We start from the raw sequence: 22,142 nt of genomic DNA on the forward strand, positions 1-22,142 counted from the left end.
GAGCGTCTCCTTTCAGCGGGCACGGGCGATGAGGCCCTGGGGGCGCCAGATGAGAATGGCGATCATGAGGAGGTAGATGAGGAAGGCCCCGAGCTCCGGCACGTAGTACTTGCCGGCCACATCGGCCACGCCGATCAGCAGCGCCGCAATGAACGGCCCGATCAGGCCCGCCGTCCCGCCGATGGTGACCACGATGAGAAAATAGACCATGTATTTCAGCGGAAACGTCGGATCCATGCCAAGGATTTCCACCGACAGCGCCCCACCGAGACCGGCGAGGCCCGAGCCCACCGCGAATGTGGCCGCGAAGATCGTGCCGACGTTGATGCCAAGCCCGCGGGCCACCCGCTGATCGTCCACCGCCGCGCGGAGCCGGGAGCCGAAGCGGCTGCGCGTCAGGACGAGTTGCAGGCCGATGACCATCACCGAGCAGAGCACGATGAGAAACGCGCGATACCGTCCGACCGGAATTCCAAACAGATCGAACCTGCCCTGAAGCCAGGCGGGCAGAGTGATGAGCTGCTGCTGGGAGCCGACGAGATAGTCGGTCGCCGCGACCACCATGAAGACGAGGCCGATGGAGAACAGGACCTGATCGAGGTGGCTGCGCCGGTAGAGCCGCGCGTAGAGCGTCCGCTCCGCCACCGCGCCGACCAGGGCGGGCAGCAGAAAAGCCAGCGGCAGGGTCAGAAGGAACGGCACCCCCCAGCGGTTCATGAAGATCGCAGTGGCATAGCCGCCCATCAGGGCAAAGGCGCCGTGGGCAAGGTTGATGAAATTCATCAGCCCGAGGGTGACGGACAGGCCCGCAGCGAGGATGAACAGCAGCATCCCATAGGCGATACCGTCGATGAGGATGGTCAGCATGAGCGGATGCTCCGTGGCAAGAGGCGATATCGGGAAGGTGCCGGTCGTCTTGCCGCCCCTCCGGGGCACGCGGCGACCGGCCCGGTGCCTGATGCGGCACCGGGGAGACATCGTTGAGGACGGCGAAGACCTTCCAGAGGGAGGTTAGCTCGGAGAGAGATCAGGAGCCGGTCTTGGCCGGGTCCTTCACCGCCTCGAACGTCTCGAACTCCATGTTCCAAAGCTCGCCGTTCTGACGTTCGACCTTGCGCATGTAAACGTTCTGGATGATGTCGCGCGTTTCAGGATCGATGCTGATCGGGCCACGCGGGCTGATCCAGGACAGGCCCTTCATCGCTTCGATCAGGCTGTCGCCATCGGATTTTCCACCCGTCTTTTCCAGCGCCGCATAGATCAGATGCATCCCGTCATACCCGCCCACAGCCATGAAGTTGGGGCGCATTCCGGGGTTCGCTTTGGTAAAGGCCTCGACGAAGGCACGGTTCTCGGCGCTGTCATGGGCGGCGGAATAGTGGAAGCCCGTGATCGCGGCGAGCGCCGGATCGCCCATGCCGTTGAGGATATCGTCATCCGTGATCCCGCCATCGGCCAGCAGCCGGACACCTGACTTGTCGAGGCCCCGCTCCACATACTGCTTCATGAAGGGCGCGCCGACGCCGGAGGGCACGAAGACAAAGATCGCGTCCGGCTTGTGGTCTGCCACCTTCTGGAGGAACGGCGAGAAATCCGGGTTCGCCAGCGGCACGCGCAGGGATTCAGCGACAGTGCCGCCCGCCTTGCCGAAGTCCTGCACGAAGGTCTTCTCCGCATCGATACCGGGACCGTAGTCGGAAACGATGGTGACGACCGATTTGATGCCTTCCTTCCCCGCCCATTCCGCGATCTTGGAGGTGACCTGCGGCGTGGTGTAGCTTGTCCGCACGACATAGGGCGACTGTTCGGTGATCGAGGACGTGGCAGCCGCCATGACCACGGCCGGAACCTTTGCCCGCGTGGCAAGGGGCGCGGTGGCCATGGCCAGCGGCGTGAGGCCGAAGCCTGCCAGCACCGCCACCTTGTCCTTGACGATCAGCTCCTGCGCAAGGCGTTTGGTCGTGTCGGCCACGCCCGCGTCATCCTTGACCAGAAGTTCAACCTCGCGCCCGTCGGCGGTCGCGCCGTGTTGGGCGATGTAGAGCCTGGCCGCCGCCTCGATCTGCCGCCCCGTGGAGGCGAAGGGACCGGTCATCGGCAGGATCAGCCCGACCTTCAGCGGATCCCCGGCCGCCAGTGCCGGAAGCCCGGCCAGAGCGACGGATGCGCCGAGTATTGCGCCCGCAAGCAGGTTGCGTCGTTTCATTCGTTTCCTCCCCTGTGGCGCGGGCGGGGCTCCCTCCCCGCGCCGCATTGTTCCCGATCAGCCGTAGCGGCGGATCAGGCTTGCTCCCGGCAGACCGTCGAGCGGCATGTGAAGGCGAAGCGCGCGCATCAGGTTGCGGTGCGAAAGCCGCGCATGTTCCCGCAGCAGCGCCTCCACCCGCGCGCCTTCGCGCCCGCGGATCGCCTCCAGCACCGCCCGGTGCTGATCCTGCGCGACGATCAGATGCCGGCGCGCCTGTTCGGAATTCTCATTGAGCTGGACGAGCGCGCTGGCCGAGGCGAAGGGCCGCGCATTGGCCCGCTGCGCCTCCTGCTGGATCAGCGCCGAGCCCGTGGCCGCCACAAGACCCGCGTGGAATTCCGCATTCACGGCGGAATAGCGCATGATCTGGGCCTGACCGAAGACCGGGGCCTCCAGCACCGGGTCGATACCGTCGAGCACGCCGTCCAGATGGCGCAGCACGGCCTCCTCCACCCCCCGCTCGGCCAGAAGCCGGGCGGCAAGGCTTTCGATGGCGCCGCGGATCTCGATGGCTTCCGCGATCTCCCGCGGCAGGAAACCCCGGACCGTGAACCCGCCGGAGGCGAGCGGCTCCAGCAGCCCCTCCTCCCGCAACTGCTGGATCGCGGCGCGGATCGGGGTCCGCGACATGCCCAGCCGCTCTGCCAGAAGGACTTCGGTGAACCGTTCGCCGGGGACCATCACGCCCGTTACGATCAGGTCGCGCATCCCCATCACGGCGCGCGACGTTTGCGTGCCGGTCTGCGTGTCAACGGGGATAGCTTCCTGCGTCATGGTGGCTCCTCTGGATGTATCGGTATACACGAATCCCGATTCGCGCAAATTCATTGCGGTTCAACGGCATTTATATCCACCTAAAGTATGATATACTGTTAATGAGTGTATACACTCAGGCCGGTATCAACCGTAGCGGCAAGGCTGCAAGACCGCGGAGCGTGTTGTTGTAGCTGCGCAGCGGAGCACCCGAAAGTTCGATCCCGGCGCAGCGGCGGGCCAGCGCGGCGAGCACCACCTCCCCCTCCAGCCGGGCCAGAAGCTGCCCCACGCACATATGCACACCGGAGCCGAAGCCGACATGGCCCGAGGCGCGACGCCCGATGTCATAAACCTCCGGCGCCTCCCACCGGCGCGGGTCGCGGTTGGCGGAGGCGAGGAACATGAGCACCTTTGCGCCCTCCGGTATCAGCGCGCCGCCGATCTCCGCCGGGCGCGTCGTGGTGCGGAAGAAGGTCTGCACCGGGCTTTCAAAACGGATACCCTCCTCGAAGGCCGCGCGGGCAAGCGACGGATCATCCCGCAGCCGGGCGAATTCCTCGGGGAAGCGGGCGAGGCAGTAGAGCGCCGCCCCGATGCCGTTCACCGTCGTGTCCAGCCCTGCCGTCAGCAGGGAGCGGCACAGCAGAACCGCCTCCTCCGACGTGATCTCGCCTGTATCGACGGCAGCATGGACAGCGGCTCCGAAACCGTCCGGCGACAGGTTCTCCCGCCGGCACTGCTCCGTGACCCATGCGACATGTGGCGCTGCGCGCTCCAGCGCCTCGCGCCGCAGGCGGTTGTCCGGCCCGAAGGCGTTGAAGGCCAGCCCGGCATAGGGCAGCAGATGCTCCCTGCCTTCCCGGCACAGGCCCACGGCATCGGGAAAGACGGAAAGCGGAAACGCCTCCGCCAGATCGCTGATCCCGTCGATCCCGCCACGCGCGACCAGGTCCGCGACCAGACGATCGGCAGCGGCGGCGAAATCCTCCTTCAGCCGCCGCATCACGACGGGCGAAAGCACCCTTTGCAGCACGGCACGGGCGCGGTCATGCTCCGGCGGATCGGTTTCCAGCACGAGGCTCGGCGGGCGCCAGGGCTTTTCGCGCGCGAAATCCGACAGCCCGACCCCGCGCGACGAGCAGAAGGTCTGCCAGTCGTTCAGCACGGCATGGACCTCCTCGTAACGCGCCACCGCGTAAATGCCATAGCGCGACAGCCACACGAGCGGCCCCGCCTCGCGCAGCGCCTCCTGTGCCGGATAGGGGTCATCAAAATAGGCATGATCGAACGGATCGAGATCGGAGATCGGAAGGCCAACCGGCGCGGCGACTTCCAAAGGGGTAAGGACGGCGGGGGTCATGGTAGTCTCCTGGCAAAAGGGGGACGGCCGGGGTCACGGCACCCGGCACGGTCTTTGAGCGATGCGTCCGGGGGCGGGAGTCGGGGGCGGGAGCGGTCAGGACGCCGATTTGCCGGGGTCCCGCACGGCCTCATAGGTCTGGAATTCGACGTTCCAGAGCTGCCCATCCTGCTGTTCGACCCTGCGAATATAGACGTTCTGCACGATGTCTCGGGTTTCGGGGTCAATGGAGATCGGCCCGCGCGGACTTTCCCATGCCATTCCCTTCATCGCGGCGATGAGGCTGTCCCCATCCGACTGCCCGCCGGTCTTCTTCAGGGCCTCGGAGAGCAGGTGCATCCCGTCCCAGGCGGCGACCCCCATGAAGGCGGGGCGCGTGCCGGCCTTCGCCTCATAGGCGGCAGCGAATTTTCGGTTCAGATCGCTGTCATGCGCGGCGGAATAATGAAACCCGGTCAGGATCCCTTCCGCCGGGGGGCCCATGCGCGGCAGGGTTTCGTCGTCCGTCACCCCTCCATCGGCAATGAGCCGGATGCCGGATTTGTCCAGCCCCCGCTCCACATACTGCTTCAGCAGCGGCGCGCCGACTCCCGACGGGACGAAGACAAAGAGGGTCTGCGGCTTCAGATCCGCGACTTTCTGCAGGAAGGCGGAAAAGTCCGGGTTTTGCAGCGGCACGCGCAGGCTTTCCAGAACCTTGCCGCCCGCCGCCTCGAACCGTGTCCTGAAGGTCGTCTCCGCATCGACGCCGGGGCCGTAATCCATCACCAGCGTCACCGCGCTCCGGTCGCCTTGCTCCACGACCCAATCGGCGATCTTCGATGTGACCTGCGGCGTGGTGTAGCTGGTTCGCACGATGTAGGGCGATTTCTCCGTCACGACCGAGGTCGCCGCCACCATGACGATCTGCGGCACCTTGGCGCGGGCGGAAATGGGCGCCGCGGCAAGGGCAAGCGGCGTTAGCCCGAACCCCGCCAGCGCCTCCACCTTGTCATGCACGACGAGTTCCTGCGCCAGACGCTTCGTTGCATCGGCCACGGCCCCGTCATCCTTGACGATCAGTTCGATCCGACGGCCCGCGACTTCCTCTCCATGCTCGGCAAGATAGAGGCGCATTGCGGTCTCGATCTGTTTTCCATAGGGCGCGAACGGACCGGTCATGGGGACGATTACCCCCACCTTCAAAGGCTTCGCCTCGGCCAGAGCCGGGCGCAGTCCGCCTGTCGCGCTCAACGTTGCACCGGCCGCCGCGGCGACCAGAAAGCTGCGTCTGTCCATTTTCCCTCCCTCGCCAGACCTCCTCCGCCCAGCTCTGAAAATGTAGCAGTCACGGCTAAATCTACTTAGCGAATTCGTTTAATTATGATTATTTAAATCATGAATTATCGTGAGATCGACCTGAACCTCCTGATGGTGCTTGATGCGCTTTATGAAGAAGGCAGCGTCACCGCCGCCGCTGTGCGACTGAAAACCAGCCAGCCCACGGTAAGCTTCGGGCTGAACAAACTGCGTGCGTCTCTGGGCGATGAGCTTTTCGTGCGCGATGGCTCTGGCATGCGGCCCACCCCCTTCGCCCAGCAGATCGAGGAGCCGGTGCGACGGATCCTCGGTATCGTGCGGCAGGATCTTCTCCGCCAGCGCGGCTTCGAGCCGGCAACCGCGCAACGCAGCTTCGCCTTTTCGACCTCCGACATCGGGGAGCTGGTCTTCCTGCCCGAAATCATCGCCAGATTGCGCAGCGAGGCGCCGGGCGTCACGCTTCGTTGTCTCTCCCTGCCGCCAGACGAGTTGCAGGAGGCGCTGGCCGAAGGCATCGTGGACATCGCCCTCGGTTACTTTCCCGATCTGCAGGGCGCGCTCATCTATCAGCAGAAGCTCTTCGAGCATCCCTTCACCTGCGTCGTGCGCGAAGGCCACCCGGTGATCGGAGACAGTCTGACGCTGGAGCAGTTCGCCTCCCTCGAACACGCCGTGGTCGAGCAGAAGGGCCGCAGCCAGGAAATTGCCGAGCGCCGCATGGCTGAGCTGGGGATCGAGCGGCGCATCATCCTGCGCTCGCCGCATTTCATGTCCATCCCGCTGCTGGTGGCCTCATCCGACCTGATCTCCGTCGTCCCGCTTGCCGTCGGGCGGGCCTATGGCCGGATCGCGCCCCTGAAGCTCGTCCCACCGCCGTTCGACATCCCGGTCATCGAACTCAAGCAGTTCTGGCACCGTCGGCTGCATGCCGATCCGGGTGTCGTATGGATGCGCGGTCTCATCGCCCGGCTGTATCTGAATCGCGACCCCTCGACAGATATGAAATCTCCGATCTTCAGCCTGGGATGAAGCCGCAGGCCAATGGAAGCGTCTCCTGACCTGTGGCGCCAGCTGGGGGCGCTTCGCCAGCGGCGGTCGCGACGCTGCGGGGGGTGCTGTGCTTCACGCACGAAGCACCCACCGACGCCCTCGGCCCGCTGGCGGGAGGGCGCGCCGGTCTTGCGGGTGCGCCGAGCCTCCGCGCATATCCGCGGTTGACGGCGCCCTCAACGGGGGAGGCCGGAACCGGGGCGACCGGTGGATCGCCTCAGACGGTCGCCGAACCCCGGCAGTTGCAGACCGGCAGAAGCGCCCCGTTAGCCCTCAGCCATACAGTTTCGCGCCGGTGAACTCCTGAACTTCCGCCCTGCTGTTGCCGGGAGCAAGCTCGATGATCCCAAAGCCTTCGGGTAGAACTTCCAGCACCGCAAGGTCGGTATAGACCCGCGACACAACGCCCAGCCCGGTGAGAGGATAGGTGCATCGCTCCAGCAGCTTCGGGGCACCGGCACGGTCCACATGCCGCATGATGACGTAGATGTTCGGCACCCCGACAACGAGGTCCATCGCGCCGCCGACCGCAGGCGGAAAGCTATGGTCAAGCGTCGCCCAGTTGGCCAGATCGCCATTCTGCGCCACCTGATAGGCGCCCAGAACCGCGATATCCAGATGTCCGCCCCGCATCATGGCAAAGCTGGTGGAATGGTCGAAAAAGGCCGAGCCGGGGATCGTGCTGACGAACTTCTTCGAGGCGTCGATCAGGTCGGGATCCTCCATGCCCGGTGCAGGCTGCGGGCCGACACCAAGCAGGCCGTTTTCGGTCTGGTACATCACCTCGCGCCCCTCCGGCACGAAATGCGCCACGCGGTTGGGCATGCCGATCCCGAGGTTCACATAGGCCCCGTCGGGGATGTCCTGCGCCAGACGGCGCGCGATATCGTTGTCGGACAGCCGGTTCATGCCTGCACCCCGCCCTGGACTCCGCCCTGCGCCATACCGGCGGTGACCGAGGAGACGAAGATACCGGGCGTCACCACGGTTTCGGGCGGCAACGGTTCGTCCAGCACCTCGCGCGCCTCGACGATCGTGTGACGGGCGGCCATTGCCATGAGCGGGTTGAAGTTCCGCGCCGTCGCCCGGTAGCGCAGGTTGCCCCAGCGGTCTGCGGCATCCGCGCGGATCAGCGCGAAATCGGCCGAAAGCGGCGTCTCGAACACGTGGCCCTTGCCGTCGATCATCCTCACCTCCTTGCCCTCGGCCAGCAGGGTGCCATAGCCCGTGGGGGTGAAGAAGCCGCCCAGACCGGCCCCCGCCGTGCGGATACGTTCCGCCAATGTGCCCTGGGGAACGATCTCCAGCGCCACCTCCCCCGCCTCGTACCTCCGTTCGAACCAGATCGACCCGGGAGAGCGGGGATAGGAACAGATCACCTTGGCCACACGGCCCTCCTTCAGCAATGCCGAGATGCCCTCCTCGCCGGCCCCGGCATTGTTGGAGATCAGCGTGAGGTCCCGCGCGCCATTCTCCACAAGCGCCTCGATGAGTCCGAAGGGGACCCCGGCGGAGCCGAAGCCGCCGATCATCACCGAAGCGCCGTCCTGTATCGCTGCCACGGCGACATCCAGACCAGGAACACGTTTATCGATCATTCGCCCGGCTCCACCATTGCCACTGTCATCTTCTCCCGGCCAAGGGGCCGCATCACCGTCATTGCCACGACGCCCGCCACCATCAGGAAACCCAGTATCATCGAATAGAACTCCGGCAACAGTATGAGGATGCCTGCCACCCCGAGCACAACCCGCGCAAGAGGGCGCAGCCGTCCGGCGCGGTAGAGCCAGCCTTCCATCGCGGCAGTCATGGCCCAGATGGCGATCACGCTGAGGCAGATGGATCTGGCGATCGCCAGCGCCCCGCCCTGCATGATCAATCCGGTGTCGTACACAAAGATGAACGGCAGGATGAACAGGATGCCGCCAAGGCGCATGGAGTAAAAGCCGGTCTTCATCGCCGGTGCCTTGGCGATGTTCGCAGCCGTGATCGCCGCAAGCGCAACCGGCGGGGTGATGTAGCTCAGCATGCCCCAGTAAAGGATGAACAGGTGGCTGGCGAGCGGGTCCATCCCGGCCGCGATAAGCGCGGGCGCAAGCAGGATCGACAGGAAGATGTAGCAGGCGCTCACCGTCATGCCCATGCCGAGGATGAAGCTGGTCGCCGCCCCGGCGATCAGCATCAACGGCACGCTGCCGTTGGCGTAGAGCAGCAGCTCCCGCGAGAAGGCTCCCGCCACGCCGCTGTAGGACAGCCCGCCCACGATCAGCCCGATACCAGCGAGCACGGCGACCAACCCGGCAATCCCGCTGGTGATATCAAAAAGCAGCAGCTTGGCGCGGGCCAGCGTGATCCTTGTCCGCTTGCGGAAGGCGGTGGCGATCAGAAGCGCCGCCGAGGCCGCGTAGGGCGAATAGACCTCCTGCCGCAGACCCATGAGCACGTAGATCAGCACGACCAAAGCCAGCAGATAGGGCCAGCCGCGCAGGAGCGTCGGGCCGAGCTTCGGGATCTCGCCCTCCGCCGCGCCTTTCAGCCCGTGACGCGCGGCATACATGTCCACCTGAAAAAGCAGCGCGAGATAGAAGAGCACCGCGGGGATCAGCGCCGCCATGGCGATATCGGCATAGGGCACACCGAGAAACGATGCCATGATGAAGGCCACCGTTCCCATGACGGGCGGCATCAGCGTGGCTCCGGTGGAAGCGCAGCTTTCGATCGCCGCGGCATAGACCGCCGGGTATCCCGTCTTTTTCATGGTCGGGATCGAGAACGGGCCGATCGTGAGGATATTGGAAATCACGCTGCCGGAAAGGGATCCCAGAATCCCGCTTCCCAGCACCGCGACCTTGGCCGGGCCGCCCCGGCTCCGCCCGAGCAGCGCTGCGGCGAGATCCATGAAGAACTCCGACCCCCGGGTCACCGTCAGAACGGAGCCGAAGATCACGAAGCCGATCACCAGCTCCGCCACCACCTGCATGGGAATGCCGATGATGCTTTCCACCCCCATGGCATGGACGCGGAAGGTGCCCATCAGGCTGTACTCCGTCCCCCACAGGAAGCCCGGCATGTAGTCGGCGAATATCGGATAGGCGCCGAAGAACAATGCCGTCCCGAGCAGGATCAACCCCCCCGCCCGGCGCACGCCCTCCAATGCCACCAGCACCAGCCCGACGGAGGCGAGGTTCGCGGCCAGCGGCGCGTCGAACTCCCAGCCATTGGTGATGATCTGCAGGCCGTTCATGCCCAGATAGGCGCCGCAGGCCAGCGTGATCCCAACAAGCACCCAATCATACCATCGGGTCGCGGTGTCGCCTTTTCGGGCAGGGGTGACGATGAACGCGACCGACAGGAAGATGCCGATCAGATAATAGAGATAGCTGTTCCCCAGCGGCTGAAAGCCGAAGAGGTTGAGCAGGAATACCTGGTTGACCGCCATGACGAGGCCCACCGCACCCAGCACCATCGCCACGATCCGTGCCCACCCACCTGGCCGGGTATTTCCGCTTTCGGCGATTTCGATGCTGTGGTGCGGGGTCTGCTCCGGCGCTTCGCTTTGTCTGGGCATGCGAACTCTCCTGCGAGGGGAACCGCGGCGGCGCGTCACGGGGGACGGCCGCCGATGCATCTGCGATCAGTTGCTCAGGGTGGCCACGACTTCGGCCCGGCGTTTCAGCCAGGCGTCCGCGAACTCCCCGGCCGCCATATCCTTGTGCTCCGGCAGGAAGGTGGCCCAGGCGGCGGTGAGCGCATTCATCCGCGCAAGACGCTGGTCGTTCCACTTCTGGTTTTCTTCGGTCCAGATGCCCTTTTCGCGCAGGTATCGGATCGCGCCCTCATGGAAGGGAATATCGACAGGCGGCTGCCCCGAGATGTGCAGATCCCACCGGTTCATCGTCGCCGTGGCGTCCTTGTAGGTGCCGAAGGTCTCATCCAGCGCCTTGATGAAGGCATAGACCTCGTCATCCGACTTTTCGGCCAGAGAGACGATGACAGGATACCGGTAGGAGGTCATCCAGACCTTCTCGCCGTCCTTGAGACCCGCGGCGATGCTCTCCTCGAACGGTCCCATCATGGGCGAGACCTCCTTCAGCCGCGCCCAGCCCTCGGTATTGGAAGGATCGACCGCAACCCAGTGCAGGCCGCGCGGCGACTCCGCGAGTTCGTAAAGCTGGCTGACCGTGGCGGTGGTGCAGGTGGCGTCGGACTCCCCCTTGGTCATGGAAGCCATTGCCGCGGAATAGGTCGGGAACATCACGACCTTCACGTCGTCGAGCGTGAGATTACCGAAGGCGAGAATGCCCTCGCATTTGGTGTTGAGGGACGGGTTGCCCGCAACCAGCGCGATCCGCTTGCCCTTTGCGTCGCTGACGGTCTCGATCCCCGCATCCGCCGCCGCAACCATGGAAAAGGAGGCGGGCCGGCCCGCGACGGTGCGGAGGCTCCTCGGACCCCAGTCGGGCGTTGCGAAATCGTATATACCCTCGGAAACAAAGAAGGATTCCGTAGACAGGAAACCGAAGTCCGCTCTGCCCATCAATACCGGCTGCAACCTGCCGATACCGCTGCCCGACGGCTGGATCCTTACCTTTGTGCCGTATTTCTGCCCAAGCGCATCCGCGATGGCGGAGGCTTCGGAATAGCCGGCGGACCCCACGTCGTAGGATGACCAGATCATCGTCCGCGGCAACTCCTGAGCCGAGGCCGCCGCAGCGAGAGCCAACGGGACAAGCGCAGACAACCCGCTGCGCAAGATGCGCAGAACCGGTGAAGCGTTCATTTTGATTTCCCCCAAAATGAGTGGGACACGCAGGTGCAGGACGCCGCGCAACCCCCCTCGATCTCCTCCACTTGCCACGCTGTCTTGTACGGACCTATGTTTCAAGTGCGTTGAAAACATAACTGCCATAAGGAACCGGCATCTTGGACATGCGTCAGCTGCGCAGCTTTGTGCAGATCGTCGAGCTTGGCAGCATCACCGCCGCGGCAGAGCGGTTGCAGATTGCCCAACCCGCTCTCAGTCGGCAGGTTCAGGCGTTGGAGGAGGAGCTGGGCGTGCGCCTGCTCAGCCGGCACGGACGCGGGGTGATTGCGACGGAGGAAGGGCAGACGCTGGCAGATCGCGCGCGCAAGGTGCTCGATGACGTCGAGCTCATGGTGCAGGATATAACCGCGCGGGATCACCGGCTGCGGGGGACAATCACGCTGGGTCTGCCGCCCACCGTGGCAGAGGTTCTGGCCACCCCGCTGGTGGCTGAAACCCTGCGGCTCTACCCGGAGGTCAAGCTGCGTATCACCACCGGCTTTTCGGGGCATGTTCAGGACTGGCTTCAACGCGGCACCATCGACATAGGCGTGACCTATCAGGGCGCGAAGGTTCCGCTGGTGAAGGTGCAGCCCCTGCTGGTGGAGCGGCTGTTCCTGATCCAGCCACCGGGAAGCCCGCAGGCGCCTGTTCCGCTGCGGGAAGCTCTCGCCTCGACAGCGATCCTGCCCAGCCCCGACCACGGGCTGCGCAAGCTGATCGATCAGGCCGCGCTGCAGAATGGCGTGCCGCTCAACATCGCGCTGGAGATCGATATCCTGCCCACCCTTCTCGCCTTTGTGGAGCGCGGGGCCGGCAGCACCATCCTGCCGCTAGTCAGCGTCTTCCCGCTTGTGCAGGCCGGTCGCCTCGTGGCCAGACCGATAGAGGCGCCGGCCCTCGGCCGCATGCTGGTGATCTGGACATCGCTGAACCGGCAGCCCAGCCGCCTCATGGGGCCGTTCACCGAGATGCTGAACAACACCGTCCGCGACCTGGTCACCTCCGGCGAGTGGCCTGGCACGACCCTCTGACGAGGGCCAGCGTGCATGGCCTCACCACCCCGCCTGAGGCGATCAGTCAGCCGCGCTTGGCTAGACGGGATCCCAGGAAAAGACCTCGGGGCTGCGTTCCGCGGCAACCAAACCGCCCCGCATCGCGGGCATGGCACGTTCGGCAATGGTTTCCGGCGTCCAGCCTTCAGCGGAATGGACGCTCCGCACCGGCCGCATCGCGCTGAACAGGAAAAGCTCGTTCATCCGGCTGGCAAACACCTGTCCCGTGATCCCTTCCGCGGCTGCCGAGGCGAGAAAGACCACAAGCGGCGCATTCGTCTCCGGCGTCATCAGCTTCATGCGGTCAACCCTTACCTGCTGCTCGGGGCTGTCCACGCGGATGGAGGACGTCATCCGGCTCCAGGCGAAGGGGGCCACGCAGTTGGAGCGCACACCGAACCGCGCCATGTCCAGCGAGATGGACCGTGACAGGCCGACGATGCCCAGCTTGGCGGCGGAATAATTCGCCTGTCCGAAATTGCCGATCAGCCCCGACGTGCTGGTCATATGCACATAGGCGCCGCTTCCCTGCATCCGAAAGGGTTCGGCGGCGGCACGGCTCATGTAGAAACTGCCGTTCAGATGGACGCTTATGACAGCCTCCCAATCGGCGGGCTCCATCTTGTAGAAGATGACGTCCCGCAGAATGCCCGCGTTGTTGACCACCACGTCAAGCTGTCCGAAATGATCCATGGCCATTTCAACCGTGCGCCGTGCCGCGCCCCATTCCGACACGCTCTCGGTGCTGATGATCGCCGCGCCACCCATGGCCTCGATCATCGCCTTGGTCTCCTCCGCCGGCGCAGAGGAGCGTTCGCCCGTCCCGCCCAGCGAGACGCCGATATCGTTGATGACCACTTTCGCGCCCGCGCGAGCGAATTCGAGCGCGATGCCGCGCCCGATCCCCCCGCCTGCGCCCGTGACGATCGCAACCTTGTCGCGCAACCCCAGATCCACCGTCATCGTCTTTTCCTCCCTCGTTCCAGCGGTCAATCTCAATGATCGGGCACCTGTCGGGCCACGATGTTCCTCTGTATCTCCGACGGTCTCCGTAGCTCGAACCGGGCCGGTAGGCGTGGCGGGGAAAACCGCTGCGGCTTCCGGCAACCGCCTCAGAAGATCGCCCCGGACGACTGCTCCATGATCCGGTCGCGGACCGTCCAATAAAGGCGCGGCCATTTGACCTTCAGCATGGAGTAGCCCGGCCCCGGCCTCGCTCCGCTTCACGCGATCCGTGACTGGGGCAGAGATGGTCTCGTGATCCATGCGCCGTTCGTTCAGCACGGGCGTAAGTCCTGCCCGCCCTGATAATCGGCCAGCCGTCACGGTGACTGAGCGCGCCTTGGGCCTGCTGGCGGGCAGTGTCGCCAATCGCCGCTGCCGAGACGCTCCCAGCGCGCCGCGTGGCAAGGATCCCGGCCGCACGACCCAAGCGCGGTGCTGCCCTGAAAACCGCCCTCGGTTGGGTCGACTGATCCGCGATCCTGAGATCGTCGAGCCTCATCGCAAAACTGCGGAGAAGCCGGGCGGAAACGGCGCGCACCTCAAGACTGCCCCGGGCCATCAGCCGGTCGTCATCGGTCATTTCTCTCCGTCTTCCATACCGTCTTCCGCGACCTCCACCACGGCATCCAGCGCCCAGGCGCCATCGGGCCGGGCGAGCACGGGATTGAGATCGACGGAGAGAAGCCGAGGCCCCGCGGCCACGGCAAAGGCGGACAGACGCGACAGGATCGCCGCCAGCGCATCCAGATCCACCGGAGGCCGGTTGCGGGCGCCGGTCAACAATGGCGCGGAGCGGATCGACAGGATCATCTCCCGCGCCGCGGCCTCGTCGAAAGGACAGGGGCGCAGCACGATATCCTTCAGAACCTCAACAAAGATACCGCCCAGCCCAAAGGCCGCCACGGGGCCGAAGGTGGGATCACGGCTGATGCCCATGAAGCACTCGACCCCGCCCGTGAGCTGCCGCGCGACCAGCATCCCCGCGATCCGCGCATCGGGCGCGGCGCGGCCGACATCGGAGAGAATGCCGCGATAGGCCGCTCGCACCGCCTCGCCGTCGGCGAGACCGAGCCGCACGCCGCCGATGTCGGATTTGTGCAGGATATCGGGCGAGACGATCTTCAGAACCACCGGAAAGCTCAGGTCATCCGCCGCCGCCACTGCCTCTTCGACGGAATTGACAATCCGTTCCGGCGCGGCGGGAATGCCGGCGGCGGTCAGGATACGCTTGGCCTCATGCTCGTCCGGCGTATGCTCGGGGAGCGTGACGTCCGGCAGCGCGGGCAGGGTTTGCGCTTGCGGCCGGCGCATCTCCCCGACCCGCCCCATGGCGGCGATGGCCTTGACCGCCCGTCCCGGATCGGCAAAGCAGAGATAGCCCGCGTCCTCATAGGCCCGGCGGACCTCCTCCGGTCCCAGTAGGCAGAGGGCGAGCAGCCGGTCCGGGAAGTCCGCGCGGATCCGGCGCAATGTTTCGAGCAGACGGGGCGCAAGCGATGCTCCGCCCGCGACATAGGTCAGAAAGCACAGCACCGAACGGTAGCCGCCGTCCTGCAAGGCCGAACGGGCGAAGGTCTCGAACAGCGACAGATCGTTCAGCGCCTGCGCGGTGCAGTCGAGCGGGTTGCCCGGCGCGCCATAGGGCAGCACCTCCCGAAGGCGGTCCTGCGCGGCGCGCGGCATCGGAGGCATCGGCAGACCTGCCAGTTCAGCCTCGTCCGCGGCGACGATACCTGCCCCGCCGCTTATCGTGATGATCCCGAGCGTGTTCTCCCGCGGAAAGATACGCGCCCGCGCCGCATAGGCGAAATCCAGCATCTCGTCGGTATCGCGTACCCGGATCACACCATGATCCGCCAGCACCGCATCGGCTACCGCGTCATCGCCCGCGAGGGAAGCGGTATGCGAGGCCGCAGCCGACGCTCCGAGCTGACTGCGCCCCGATTTCAGCATGAAGACCGGCTTGCCCGCTGCGCGCGCGGCATCGAGCGCGGCCAGCAGGCGGGCAGGATCGTTGAAGCCTTCCTGATAGGCGCAGATGACATCGACCGCATCGCTGCCCGCCATCCAGCCTATCGCGTCGGCCACCGTCACATCCGCTTCGTTGCCCGTGGTGACGAGCACCGAGGCCCCGATCCCGCGTTCCCGCGCGAGAACGGAGAGATGCGCCCCGAATGCCCCCGACTGACTGGCGATGCCGACCCGGCCCGGCAGCGGCAAGGCAAGCTCCAGCGAGGAGGAGAAGGTTCCGAAATATCCCGTCGCGAGGTTGTAAACGCCAAGCGTGTTCGGGCCGAGCACACGCATCCCATGACGGGCGGCGATGGCGAGCACCTCCTCCTGCGCGCGCCGCCCCGCCTCTCCGGTTTCGGCAAACCCTGCGGAGAACAGCGTGACGGCCCGGCAGCCGCGCCGTCCGAGCGCCTCGACCACGCCGGGCGCATGCTGGGCGGCGACCGCGACGATCCCGGCCTCCGGCGCCTCGGGGAGGGAGGCGACATCGGGGTGGCAGACCAGCCCCTGCACCATGCTCCGCCCGGAATTCACCGGAAGCAGCCGCCCCTGATACCCCGCCTGAAGCATCGCAGCTATCGGCCGCCCGCCGATCCGCGTCGGATCGTCCGAAGCCCCAATGATCGCGACGGAGCGGGGCGACAACAATGCATCGAGCGCGGCGAAATCGTAATTCATCGCAAGATCGCGCATGGTCACACCACCGCTTCCGACCCAAGGAAGGCGGTCACCTGGCTGGAGAGCGTTCCGCCATTGCCGTGCAACAGGGCGATATCGGCGCGCTCTAGCTGCCGCTCGCCCGCCTCGCGCCGGATCTGCGCCACGCTCTCCGCGATCAGGAACATGCCGTACATGCCCGGATGCACGCAGGACAACCCGCCGCCATTGGTGTTCACCGCAAGCTCCCCGCCCGGGGCGATACGCCCGTCCTGCACGAAACGCCCGCCCTCCCCCTTGGGACAGAAGCCGAGGTCTTCCAGAAACAAGATCGTGTTGATGGTGAAGGCGTCATAGAGCATCAGCAGATCGACATCCGACCGATCCACCCCCGCCATCTCGAACGCCCGCGGCCCGCTGTCGGAGGCTGCGGTCACCGTCAAATCCGGCATGGACTGGATCGAGCGGTGCCAGCTCGCCCCCGCCGCTCCAAGGAAATAGACTGGCGTTTTGGGAAAATCCTTTGCCCGCTCTGCCCGGACAAGGATGCAGGCCGCCGCCCCGTCCGTCACGAGACAGCAGTCCCCTGTGCTGAGCGGATCGCTGACCATGCGCTTGGCCAGCACATCCTCCCGGCTGAGCGGGCCCCGCGCGAAGGCGTCCGGGTTCATGTTGGCCCAGCCCCGCGCCGCCACGGCAACATCGGCCAGCATCTCCCGAGTCGTTCCGAACTGGTACATGTGCCGGCTCGTCGCGAGCGCATAGGCGGTGATCGGGTGGCGCGGGTGATACGGGACCTCGTGCCACTGGGGTTCTGACATCGACACCAGCCGCCCGCCCGCCGTGCGCTGATTGGAGCCGTAGCAGATCAGCGCCGCATCGCAGAGCCCAGCCTCCAGAGCGAGGGAGGCTTGCAGCAGGTGCATCTCGAAACTCGAACCGCCGACGTTGGTGCCGTCGAAATACTTCGGTTTCAGCCCGAGATATTCCGACACGCTCAGGGTGGGAAAGGCGTGACTGCTCGTCGCGGCAAAGACCGCGTCGATATCGGAGAGGCGCATGCCCGCATCCGACAGAGCGGCGTGGACGGATTGGCCGAGCAGCTCCATCGCCGAATAGCCCGGCGCCTCGCCCAGCCCGGCGGTGCCCATGCCGACGATGGCGGTCTTGCCGCGAAGGGAATGTGCCATGCGTTATTCCTCCAGCTCGAAGACCACGCGCGGAGGCTCGCCCGTCTCGATACGCGCCTTGACGCGGGCGCCGATGGGGGCGGTCTCAACCCCGGCGATGGTCGCCATCATCCGGGGGCCTTCCTCCAGATCGACGAGGGCGATGTTGGAGGCCCCCTCGCGGGTGCGGTTGACGGTGATGGCGTAGATGGTGCCCCGACCCGTGGCCTCCACCCATTCGAGATCATCCTCCCCGGCGGGGGAGAGTACCCGGGGGTAGAACACATGCTCCCCCGTTGCCCGTGCCCGCTGGATCATGAACTTTCCCCGAGCGAGAAAAGCCTCATAGATCGCCTGCGGGCCGTTGGCATCCACCCCCGGTCGCATAAGCTTGTTCATCGAAATCCCTCCATCCCGCCACCATGCTCGCGCAAGTAGTGCTTCCCCAACAAATGCATGTTTTTGCTATCAGTGATGCCGGGGAAGCATTGCCACGCGCGCTCATGGCGTGCCGGGGGTGCCCGCCGATATGCCCGCACGCCATTCGGAAGGACGGGAGGTGTGCCAATCGGCGAACGCCCTCGTCACGCCTTTCGGCGCGAGCATCTCCAGCGGCTCTCCCGAAAGACGTGCCGTGCGAGGATGCCCGCTCGATGCGGGGTCAGACGCGGCCGGTGACCAGACCTGTCAGGTGCCCGCGCACGGAAACGGCGGTTTCCAAACCCCGCAGATGGGCAAGCCAGGTATCGCTGTCGGCATTGAGGACGGGCCTTGCCAGCGCGCGGAACTTCGCAGCCATCGCCGTGTCATCGGGGAAGGTCTCGGGCTCACCGGAGGGATCGGGCACGCGCAGCTCATGGTGCTCGCCCCGGGCCTCTACCCGCAGGGTCGCGCCGAACGGGTGGCGCAGGCCTTCAAGGCTGCTGTCCTGCCACACATCGACGCGGGCGGCGATTGCCTCGGCCTCCGGCGTTCCGAGCAGATCGTAGTCATCCCAGCCGAACCGCTGGCGGAGCAGGGCGACCGCCGCGGCGAAGGGCATGGAGAACTGACCCTCCACGATGCTCCGCGCCTGCCGCTTCGCCTCGATCGGCGCGCCCACGAGCGTGATGCCGTTGCGGTGCAATCCGACGGAGATCGCACCGACCTCCTCCGCCTTCCAGCCGTGTTGTTTCTGAAGGGCGAGCAGCCCATCCACCGCGGCATGGGTATAGCGGCAGGCGGGATAGGGCTTTACCCCGATGCGCAGCGTTTCCCAGATTTCGCCGAGTCCCGCAGTGGCATTTTCGGGATGCGGATCGTCCGTATAGCCGGCGAGCAGGCCCATGCGCCCCTCGATCGGTGCCCGCGAGCCGACGAAACCCTCCTGGGCCATGGTCGCCGCCATGAGCCCCTTCATCGCTGCCTCGCCCACCTGATACCGCTTGTTCCAGGCGCCGTTTTCAAGAAACTGCAATGAACCGGAAGCCTGGCTCGCCGCAATGCCGAAGGCGGCGGACATTCTTTCCGGGTCCAGACCGAAGATGTGACCCGCCGCCGCCGCCGCGCCGAAAACGCCAGCCGTCGCCGTAGGGTGAAAGCCGCGCGCATAATGCGCCGTTGGATCCAGCGCCATGCCCAGCCTGCAACACACCTCGAAACCGACAACAATCGCTTCCAGAAGCGCCTCGCCGGAAGCATCGGTGAGTTCCGCCGCCGCGAGGGCCGCCGGGACCACCGGCGCGCTCGGATGCAGCGAACTGTCTGAATGGGTGTCGTCGAAATCGAGGGAATGGCCAAACGTGCCGTTCAGCAACGCCGCTGCCGCCGCCCCGTAGCGACGGTTCAGGCCAAACACGGTGCAGGGCCCGCTTCCCGCCATGCCGAGCCGCTCGACCATGGCCAGAACGGCGGGACTGGACTCCGCCTCTCCCGCCGCGCGGAGGATCGAGCCGACAAGATCGGTGGTGAGCGCCAGCGCCCGCCGGGGAACCTCCGGCGGCATGTCCTTCCACGACGTCAGCGCGGCAAAGCGGGCCAGCGTCCCGGTGATGTCGCTCGCGGTTTCCCGTTCCATCTTCATTCCCCCCACCCTCTCCCAAAGGCTCCGCAAGGTCGTCCACCAAACAGGTCTGTGGCGCGACGCCCCACTGAAGTGCCCCTTCGGCCCTGGCTTCCGCAGGAGCGCAGGTAGGGCGCCACACCACGTGTTTCAGCCAGTCCGACTTGGCACCACCGGAAAATGAGCATTTTGACACACAATGGAAAATGCCGATTTGTTACTACAGGTATTGCAGGATCACATGACCCCGGCTTTGCCACCGCCCCCGGCGCCTGCCATGGCTTATCTACGCACCGCCCTCTAGCAGGCTGCTGAAAAAGGCTTTTTGGCCTGTGTTGGAACAGAAATCGTTCGCAATCTGGCGAAATCCATATTCTGCCGGGCGTTTCCGGGCCGATTTTCCGATTTCTGGCGCATAAGCATGACATTTCAGGACTTTTCAGCAGCCTGCTAGTCGCCCCGGTGGATGGCCGGATACGCCGTTTTCGCCCAACGCGCGGATCATGGGGAGCCGCACACGACAGCCTTGGAAACAGGTTGCGGTTGTGGCGCGGGCGTCAGTAGCAGGACAAAACCGGTTGTCCCGTGCCTTGGATCATACCCGATGTTTCCGATTCGGAAACTCGCCGTCGCGAGGAACTCGGAACCAAACGCAAGGGAAATGGCTGCTTGCTGCATTGAGCGGGGCGGAATAAGGTGCATTCATAACTGCCGTGCCCTCTATTTCGTGCAGGCGGATATGGCGCGATCCATTTTCCCGTTTCGCCATTCCAGTAATGCACGCTCGAATAAAGGTTGCACAAAGCCGACCGAATTCGCTCTCGCGCCTGATCCCGATTAAAGTCTCTATTGAGGTGCACTTTCGTGTCCGATATCTGGATTGTCTTTGCGATCATCGCTGCCGTGATCGTTCTTTTCGTCTGGGACAGGCTTCCGGTCATCATCGTCTGCATCGGTTGCGCGCTCGCTCTCTGGGCGACGGGCATCCTGACGATCGGGCAGAGTCTTGCGGGATTTGGCGACCCCGCCACAATCTTCGTCGCCTCGCTTTTCGTCGTCAGCGCGGGCATGGAGCGTTCGGGGGTTACGGCCTGGGTCGGGCAAATGCTGATCGACAAGTCCGGCAACAGCCGGGTGCGGTTGATCGTGTTCATGACCCTTTCCGTGGCGGTTCTCAGCGCGCTGATCAGTGTGAACGGGGCAGTCGCCGCACTTCTGCCGGTCGTCGTGGTGCTCGCCGTCCGGCTGGGACGCGCGCCGGGGCGGCTGCTGATGCCCTTGGTTTTTGGCGCACATTCCGGCTCGATGCTGCTGCTGACAGGGACGCCCGTGAACGTGCTGATCTCCGAGGCGCTCGCCGATTTCGAAGGCCGGAGCTTCGGATATTTCGAATTCGCGCTCGTGGGGATTCCGCTGGTGCTGGGCGGCGTGCTGATTTCGGTGCTGCTGGGGGAAAGCCTCCTGCCCGCCCGGTCCAGCAAGACATTGCCCACCGATCTGAGCCGGCACGCCTCGACGCTGGTTGAGCAATACCGGCTGTCGTCCGAAGTGCAGACGCTGCGCATCCGGGAGGACTCTCCGCTCGTGGGAACGAGCCGTCGCGCTCTCGACCTGTCCGACCGGGAGGGGCTGGCGCTCGTTTCGGTCACCCCGGGAGGGGAAGGCACGTCCGGGCAGCGCGCACAACTCAACGCCGGGGATATCGTCGTCGTGCGGGGGGAAAGCGCGGCCGTGGGCGAATTTGCGCAGGAACTCGGGCTGGTCATGGTCGATGCCGTCAGCGCGGACGAGACGACAAACACCTTGTTCAACCGGAATTCGGCGCTGGCGGAAGTGGTCATCAAGCCGCGCTCTCCGCTGATCGGCGAACGCTTCTTTCCCGGAATGGTCACGCCGAGCGGCGACCTTATCGTGCTGGCGATCCAGCGGCAGGGGAAGGATCTCACCTCGGGAGACCAGCTGGCCTCCGGCGACACGCTGCTTCTTCAGGGAACGTGGGAGGCGATGGAAACCCGGCTGGAGCCCGCCGAGGTTCTGGTCGTCGATTCCCCCGAACTCGTCCGCCGTCAGGCCCTCCCCATGGGGCCGGGGGCGCAGACGACGCTGCTGATCCTGGCGGGAATGGTGATCCTTCTTGCGACCGGGCTGGTGCCGCCGGCTGTCGCCGGTCTTCTGGCCGCGGGCGCCTTCGTGCTCACCGGCATCCTCAGCGTCGATCAGGTCTATCGGTCGATCAGCTGGACGACGGTGATCCTCGTCGGTGCGATGATGCCGCTGTCGGTGGCAATCCAGCAGACCGGCGCGGCGCAGTTGCTGGCCGAGAAGCTGGTGGCGGTGGTCGGGCAATCCGAGCCGCGTATGCTGCTGGCGGGGCTGTTCGTGCTGACAGCCATTCTCGGGCAGGTCATCTCCAACACGGCAACGGCGCTGATCATCATTCCCATCGCGGTCGTCACGGCAAAGCAGATGGGCATATCTCCTGAACCTGTCCTGATGTCGGTGGGCGTGGCGGCGGCGGCCTCCTTCCTGACGCCGGTCGCCACGCCCACCAACCTCATGGTCATGGAGCCTGGCAGCTACAAGTTTACCGATTACTGGAAGTTCGGACTGCCTTTCATGCTATGGTTCTTTGTGGTGGCGGTGTTCTGGGTGCCCGTGATCTGGAGCTTTTGAAGAACGACGTGC

Annotated in this window: 17 protein-coding genes; 3 read left to right on the plus strand and 14 right to left on the minus strand. The window is 65.3% G+C overall.

Annotated features, from left to right (window positions below):
* Window positions 1-12: 12 nt before the first annotated feature.
* The 5 genes from CDV49_RS10245 to CDV49_RS10265 form a co-directional block, all read right to left on the minus strand.
* Window positions 13-867 (minus strand): branched-chain amino acid ABC transporter permease, encoded by an 855-nt coding sequence (locus CDV49_RS10245; RefSeq protein ID WP_088215442.1) that lies wholly within the window; start codon window positions 865-867, stop codon window positions 13-15.
* Window positions 868-1,027: 160 nt separating this feature from the next.
* Window positions 1,028-2,206, minus strand: a complete 1,179-nt coding sequence (locus CDV49_RS10250; RefSeq protein WP_088215443.1) for an ABC transporter substrate-binding protein — start codon at window positions 2,204-2,206, stop codon at window positions 1,028-1,030.
* A gap of 57 nt (window positions 2,207-2,263) precedes the next feature.
* Window positions 2,264-3,022 carry a GntR family transcriptional regulator gene (locus tag CDV49_RS10255; protein ID WP_179209170.1) on the minus strand — a complete coding sequence of 253 codons (759 nt, stop codon included), beginning with the start codon at window positions 3,020-3,022 and terminating at the stop codon, window positions 2,264-2,266.
* A 115-nt stretch (window positions 3,023-3,137) separates the two neighbouring features.
* Window positions 3,138-4,364: a cytochrome P450 gene (locus CDV49_RS10260; protein ID WP_088215445.1), complete on the minus strand. Its 1,227-nt coding sequence runs from the start codon at window positions 4,362-4,364 to the stop codon at window positions 3,138-3,140.
* Window positions 4,365-4,460: 96 nt separating this feature from the next.
* Window positions 4,461-5,642 (minus strand): ABC transporter substrate-binding protein, encoded by a 1,182-nt coding sequence (locus tag CDV49_RS10265; RefSeq protein WP_088215446.1) that lies wholly within the window; start codon window positions 5,640-5,642, stop codon window positions 4,461-4,463.
* A 99-nt stretch (window positions 5,643-5,741) separates the two neighbouring features.
* Between CDV49_RS10265 and CDV49_RS10270 the strand changes: the two genes are divergently transcribed.
* On the plus strand, window positions 5,742-6,692 hold the full coding sequence (locus tag CDV49_RS10270; RefSeq protein WP_088215447.1) for a LysR family transcriptional regulator: 951 nt from the start codon (window positions 5,742-5,744) through the stop codon (window positions 6,690-6,692).
* Between the two features lie 294 nt (window positions 6,693-6,986).
* On the opposite strand, the gene CDV49_RS10275 is transcribed toward CDV49_RS10270, so the two are convergent.
* From CDV49_RS10275 to CDV49_RS10290, 4 genes are all read right to left on the minus strand, one after another.
* On the minus strand, window positions 6,987-7,622 hold the full coding sequence (locus CDV49_RS10275) for a 3-oxoacid CoA-transferase subunit B (protein ID WP_088215448.1): 636 nt from the start codon (window positions 7,620-7,622) through the stop codon (window positions 6,987-6,989).
* Window positions 7,619-8,311, minus strand: a complete 693-nt coding sequence (locus tag CDV49_RS10280) for a 3-oxoacid CoA-transferase subunit A (protein ID WP_088215449.1) — start codon at window positions 8,309-8,311, stop codon at window positions 7,619-7,621. Before CDV49_RS10280 ends, CDV49_RS10275 begins: the two co-directional genes overlap by 4 nt.
* The gene (locus tag CDV49_RS10285; RefSeq protein ID WP_218821932.1) at window positions 8,308-10,281 is read right to left on the minus strand and encodes a TRAP transporter permease; all 1,974 of its coding nucleotides are present in this window, start codon (window positions 10,279-10,281) and stop codon (window positions 8,308-8,310) included. The genes CDV49_RS10280 and CDV49_RS10285 overlap by 4 nt, the downstream gene beginning before the upstream one ends.
* 66 nt (window positions 10,282-10,347) lie before the next feature.
* A complete protein-coding gene (locus CDV49_RS10290) occupies window positions 10,348-11,493 on the minus strand; it encodes a TAXI family TRAP transporter solute-binding subunit (RefSeq protein ID WP_088215450.1) in 1,146 nt (381 codons plus the stop codon).
* A 149-nt stretch (window positions 11,494-11,642) separates the two neighbouring features.
* On the opposite strand from CDV49_RS10290, the gene CDV49_RS10295 reads away from it, so the two are divergent.
* Entirely contained in the window at window positions 11,643-12,551 is a 909-nt protein-coding gene (locus CDV49_RS10295) for a LysR family transcriptional regulator (protein WP_088215451.1), read from the plus strand.
* Between the two features lie 60 nt (window positions 12,552-12,611).
* Here the strand turns inward: CDV49_RS10295 and CDV49_RS10300 are convergent, their stop codons facing one another.
* The 5 genes from CDV49_RS10300 to CDV49_RS10325 all read right to left on the minus strand — a co-directional run bounded on the left by CDV49_RS10300 (window position 12,612) and on the right by CDV49_RS10325 (window position 19,472).
* A complete protein-coding gene (locus CDV49_RS10300; RefSeq protein WP_088215452.1) occupies window positions 12,612-13,535 on the minus strand; it encodes an SDR family NAD(P)-dependent oxidoreductase in 924 nt (307 codons plus the stop codon).
* A 618-nt stretch (window positions 13,536-14,153) separates the two neighbouring features.
* Complete coding sequence (locus tag CDV49_RS10310) at window positions 14,154-16,283, minus strand: acetate--CoA ligase family protein (protein WP_088215454.1); 2,130 nt, start codon at window positions 16,281-16,283, stop codon at window positions 14,154-14,156.
* 2 nt (window positions 16,284-16,285) lie between these two features.
* Entirely contained in the window at window positions 16,286-17,437 is a 1,152-nt protein-coding gene (locus tag CDV49_RS10315) for a thiolase (protein WP_088215455.1), read from the minus strand.
* Between the two features lie 3 nt (window positions 17,438-17,440).
* Complete coding sequence (locus tag CDV49_RS10320) at window positions 17,441-17,815, minus strand: Zn-ribbon domain-containing OB-fold protein (protein WP_256947307.1); 375 nt, start codon at window positions 17,813-17,815, stop codon at window positions 17,441-17,443.
* Window positions 17,816-18,077: 262 nt separating this feature from the next.
* Window positions 18,078-19,472: an MmgE/PrpD family protein gene (locus CDV49_RS10325; RefSeq protein WP_088215517.1), complete on the minus strand. Its 1,395-nt coding sequence runs from the start codon at window positions 19,470-19,472 to the stop codon at window positions 18,078-18,080.
* Between the two features lie 849 nt (window positions 19,473-20,321).
* On the opposite strand from CDV49_RS10325, the gene CDV49_RS10330 reads away from it, so the two are divergent.
* Entirely contained in the window at window positions 20,322-22,130 is a 1,809-nt protein-coding gene (locus CDV49_RS10330) for an SLC13 family permease (protein WP_088215456.1), read from the plus strand.
* Window positions 22,131-22,142 lie beyond the last annotated feature (12 nt).

Origin of the sequence: Haematobacter genomosp. 1 (assembly GCF_002196855.1) — a bacterium.
Classification (GTDB): domain Bacteria; phylum Pseudomonadota; class Alphaproteobacteria; order Rhodobacterales; family Rhodobacteraceae; genus Haematobacter.

Excerpts from the sequence above, each read along its gene's own strand:
- CDV49_RS10245 (WP_088215442.1), bottom strand. The coding sequence starts at position 867 with ATGCTGACCATCCTCATCGACGGTATCGCCTATGGGATGCTGCTGTTC.
- CDV49_RS10250 (WP_088215443.1), bottom strand. The coding sequence starts at position 2,206 with ATGAAACGACGCAACCTGCTTGCGGGCGCAATACTCGGCGCATCCGTC.
- CDV49_RS10255 (WP_179209170.1), bottom strand. The coding sequence starts at position 3,022 with ATGACGCAGGAAGCTATCCCCGTTGACACGCAGACCGGCACGCAAACG.
- CDV49_RS10260 (WP_088215445.1), bottom strand. The coding sequence starts at position 4,364 with ATGACCCCCGCCGTCCTTACCCCTTTGGAAGTCGCCGCGCCGGTTGGC.
- CDV49_RS10265 (WP_088215446.1), bottom strand. The coding sequence starts at position 5,642 with ATGGACAGACGCAGCTTTCTGGTCGCCGCGGCGGCCGGTGCAACGTTG.
- CDV49_RS10270 (WP_088215447.1), top strand. The coding sequence starts at position 5,742 with ATGAATTATCGTGAGATCGACCTGAACCTCCTGATGGTGCTTGATGCG.
- CDV49_RS10275 (WP_088215448.1), bottom strand. The coding sequence starts at position 7,622 with ATGAACCGGCTGTCCGACAACGATATCGCGCGCCGTCTGGCGCAGGAC.
- CDV49_RS10280 (WP_088215449.1), bottom strand. The coding sequence starts at position 8,311 with ATGATCGATAAACGTGTTCCTGGTCTGGATGTCGCCGTGGCAGCGATA.
- CDV49_RS10285 (WP_218821932.1), bottom strand. The coding sequence starts at position 10,281 with ATGCCCAGACAAAGCGAAGCGCCGGAGCAGACCCCGCACCACAGCATC.
- CDV49_RS10290 (WP_088215450.1), bottom strand. The coding sequence starts at position 11,493 with ATGAACGCTTCACCGGTTCTGCGCATCTTGCGCAGCGGGTTGTCTGCG.
- CDV49_RS10295 (WP_088215451.1), top strand. The coding sequence starts at position 11,643 with ATGCGTCAGCTGCGCAGCTTTGTGCAGATCGTCGAGCTTGGCAGCATC.
- CDV49_RS10300 (WP_088215452.1), bottom strand. The coding sequence starts at position 13,535 with ATGACGGTGGATCTGGGGTTGCGCGACAAGGTTGCGATCGTCACGGGC.
- CDV49_RS10310 (WP_088215454.1), bottom strand. The coding sequence starts at position 16,283 with ATGCGCGATCTTGCGATGAATTACGATTTCGCCGCGCTCGATGCATTG.
- CDV49_RS10315 (WP_088215455.1), bottom strand. The coding sequence starts at position 17,437 with ATGGCACATTCCCTTCGCGGCAAGACCGCCATCGTCGGCATGGGCACC.
- CDV49_RS10320 (WP_256947307.1), bottom strand. The coding sequence starts at position 17,815 with ATGAACAAGCTTATGCGACCGGGGGTGGATGCCAACGGCCCGCAGGCG.
- CDV49_RS10325 (WP_088215517.1), bottom strand. The coding sequence starts at position 19,472 with ATGGAACGGGAAACCGCGAGCGACATCACCGGGACGCTGGCCCGCTTT.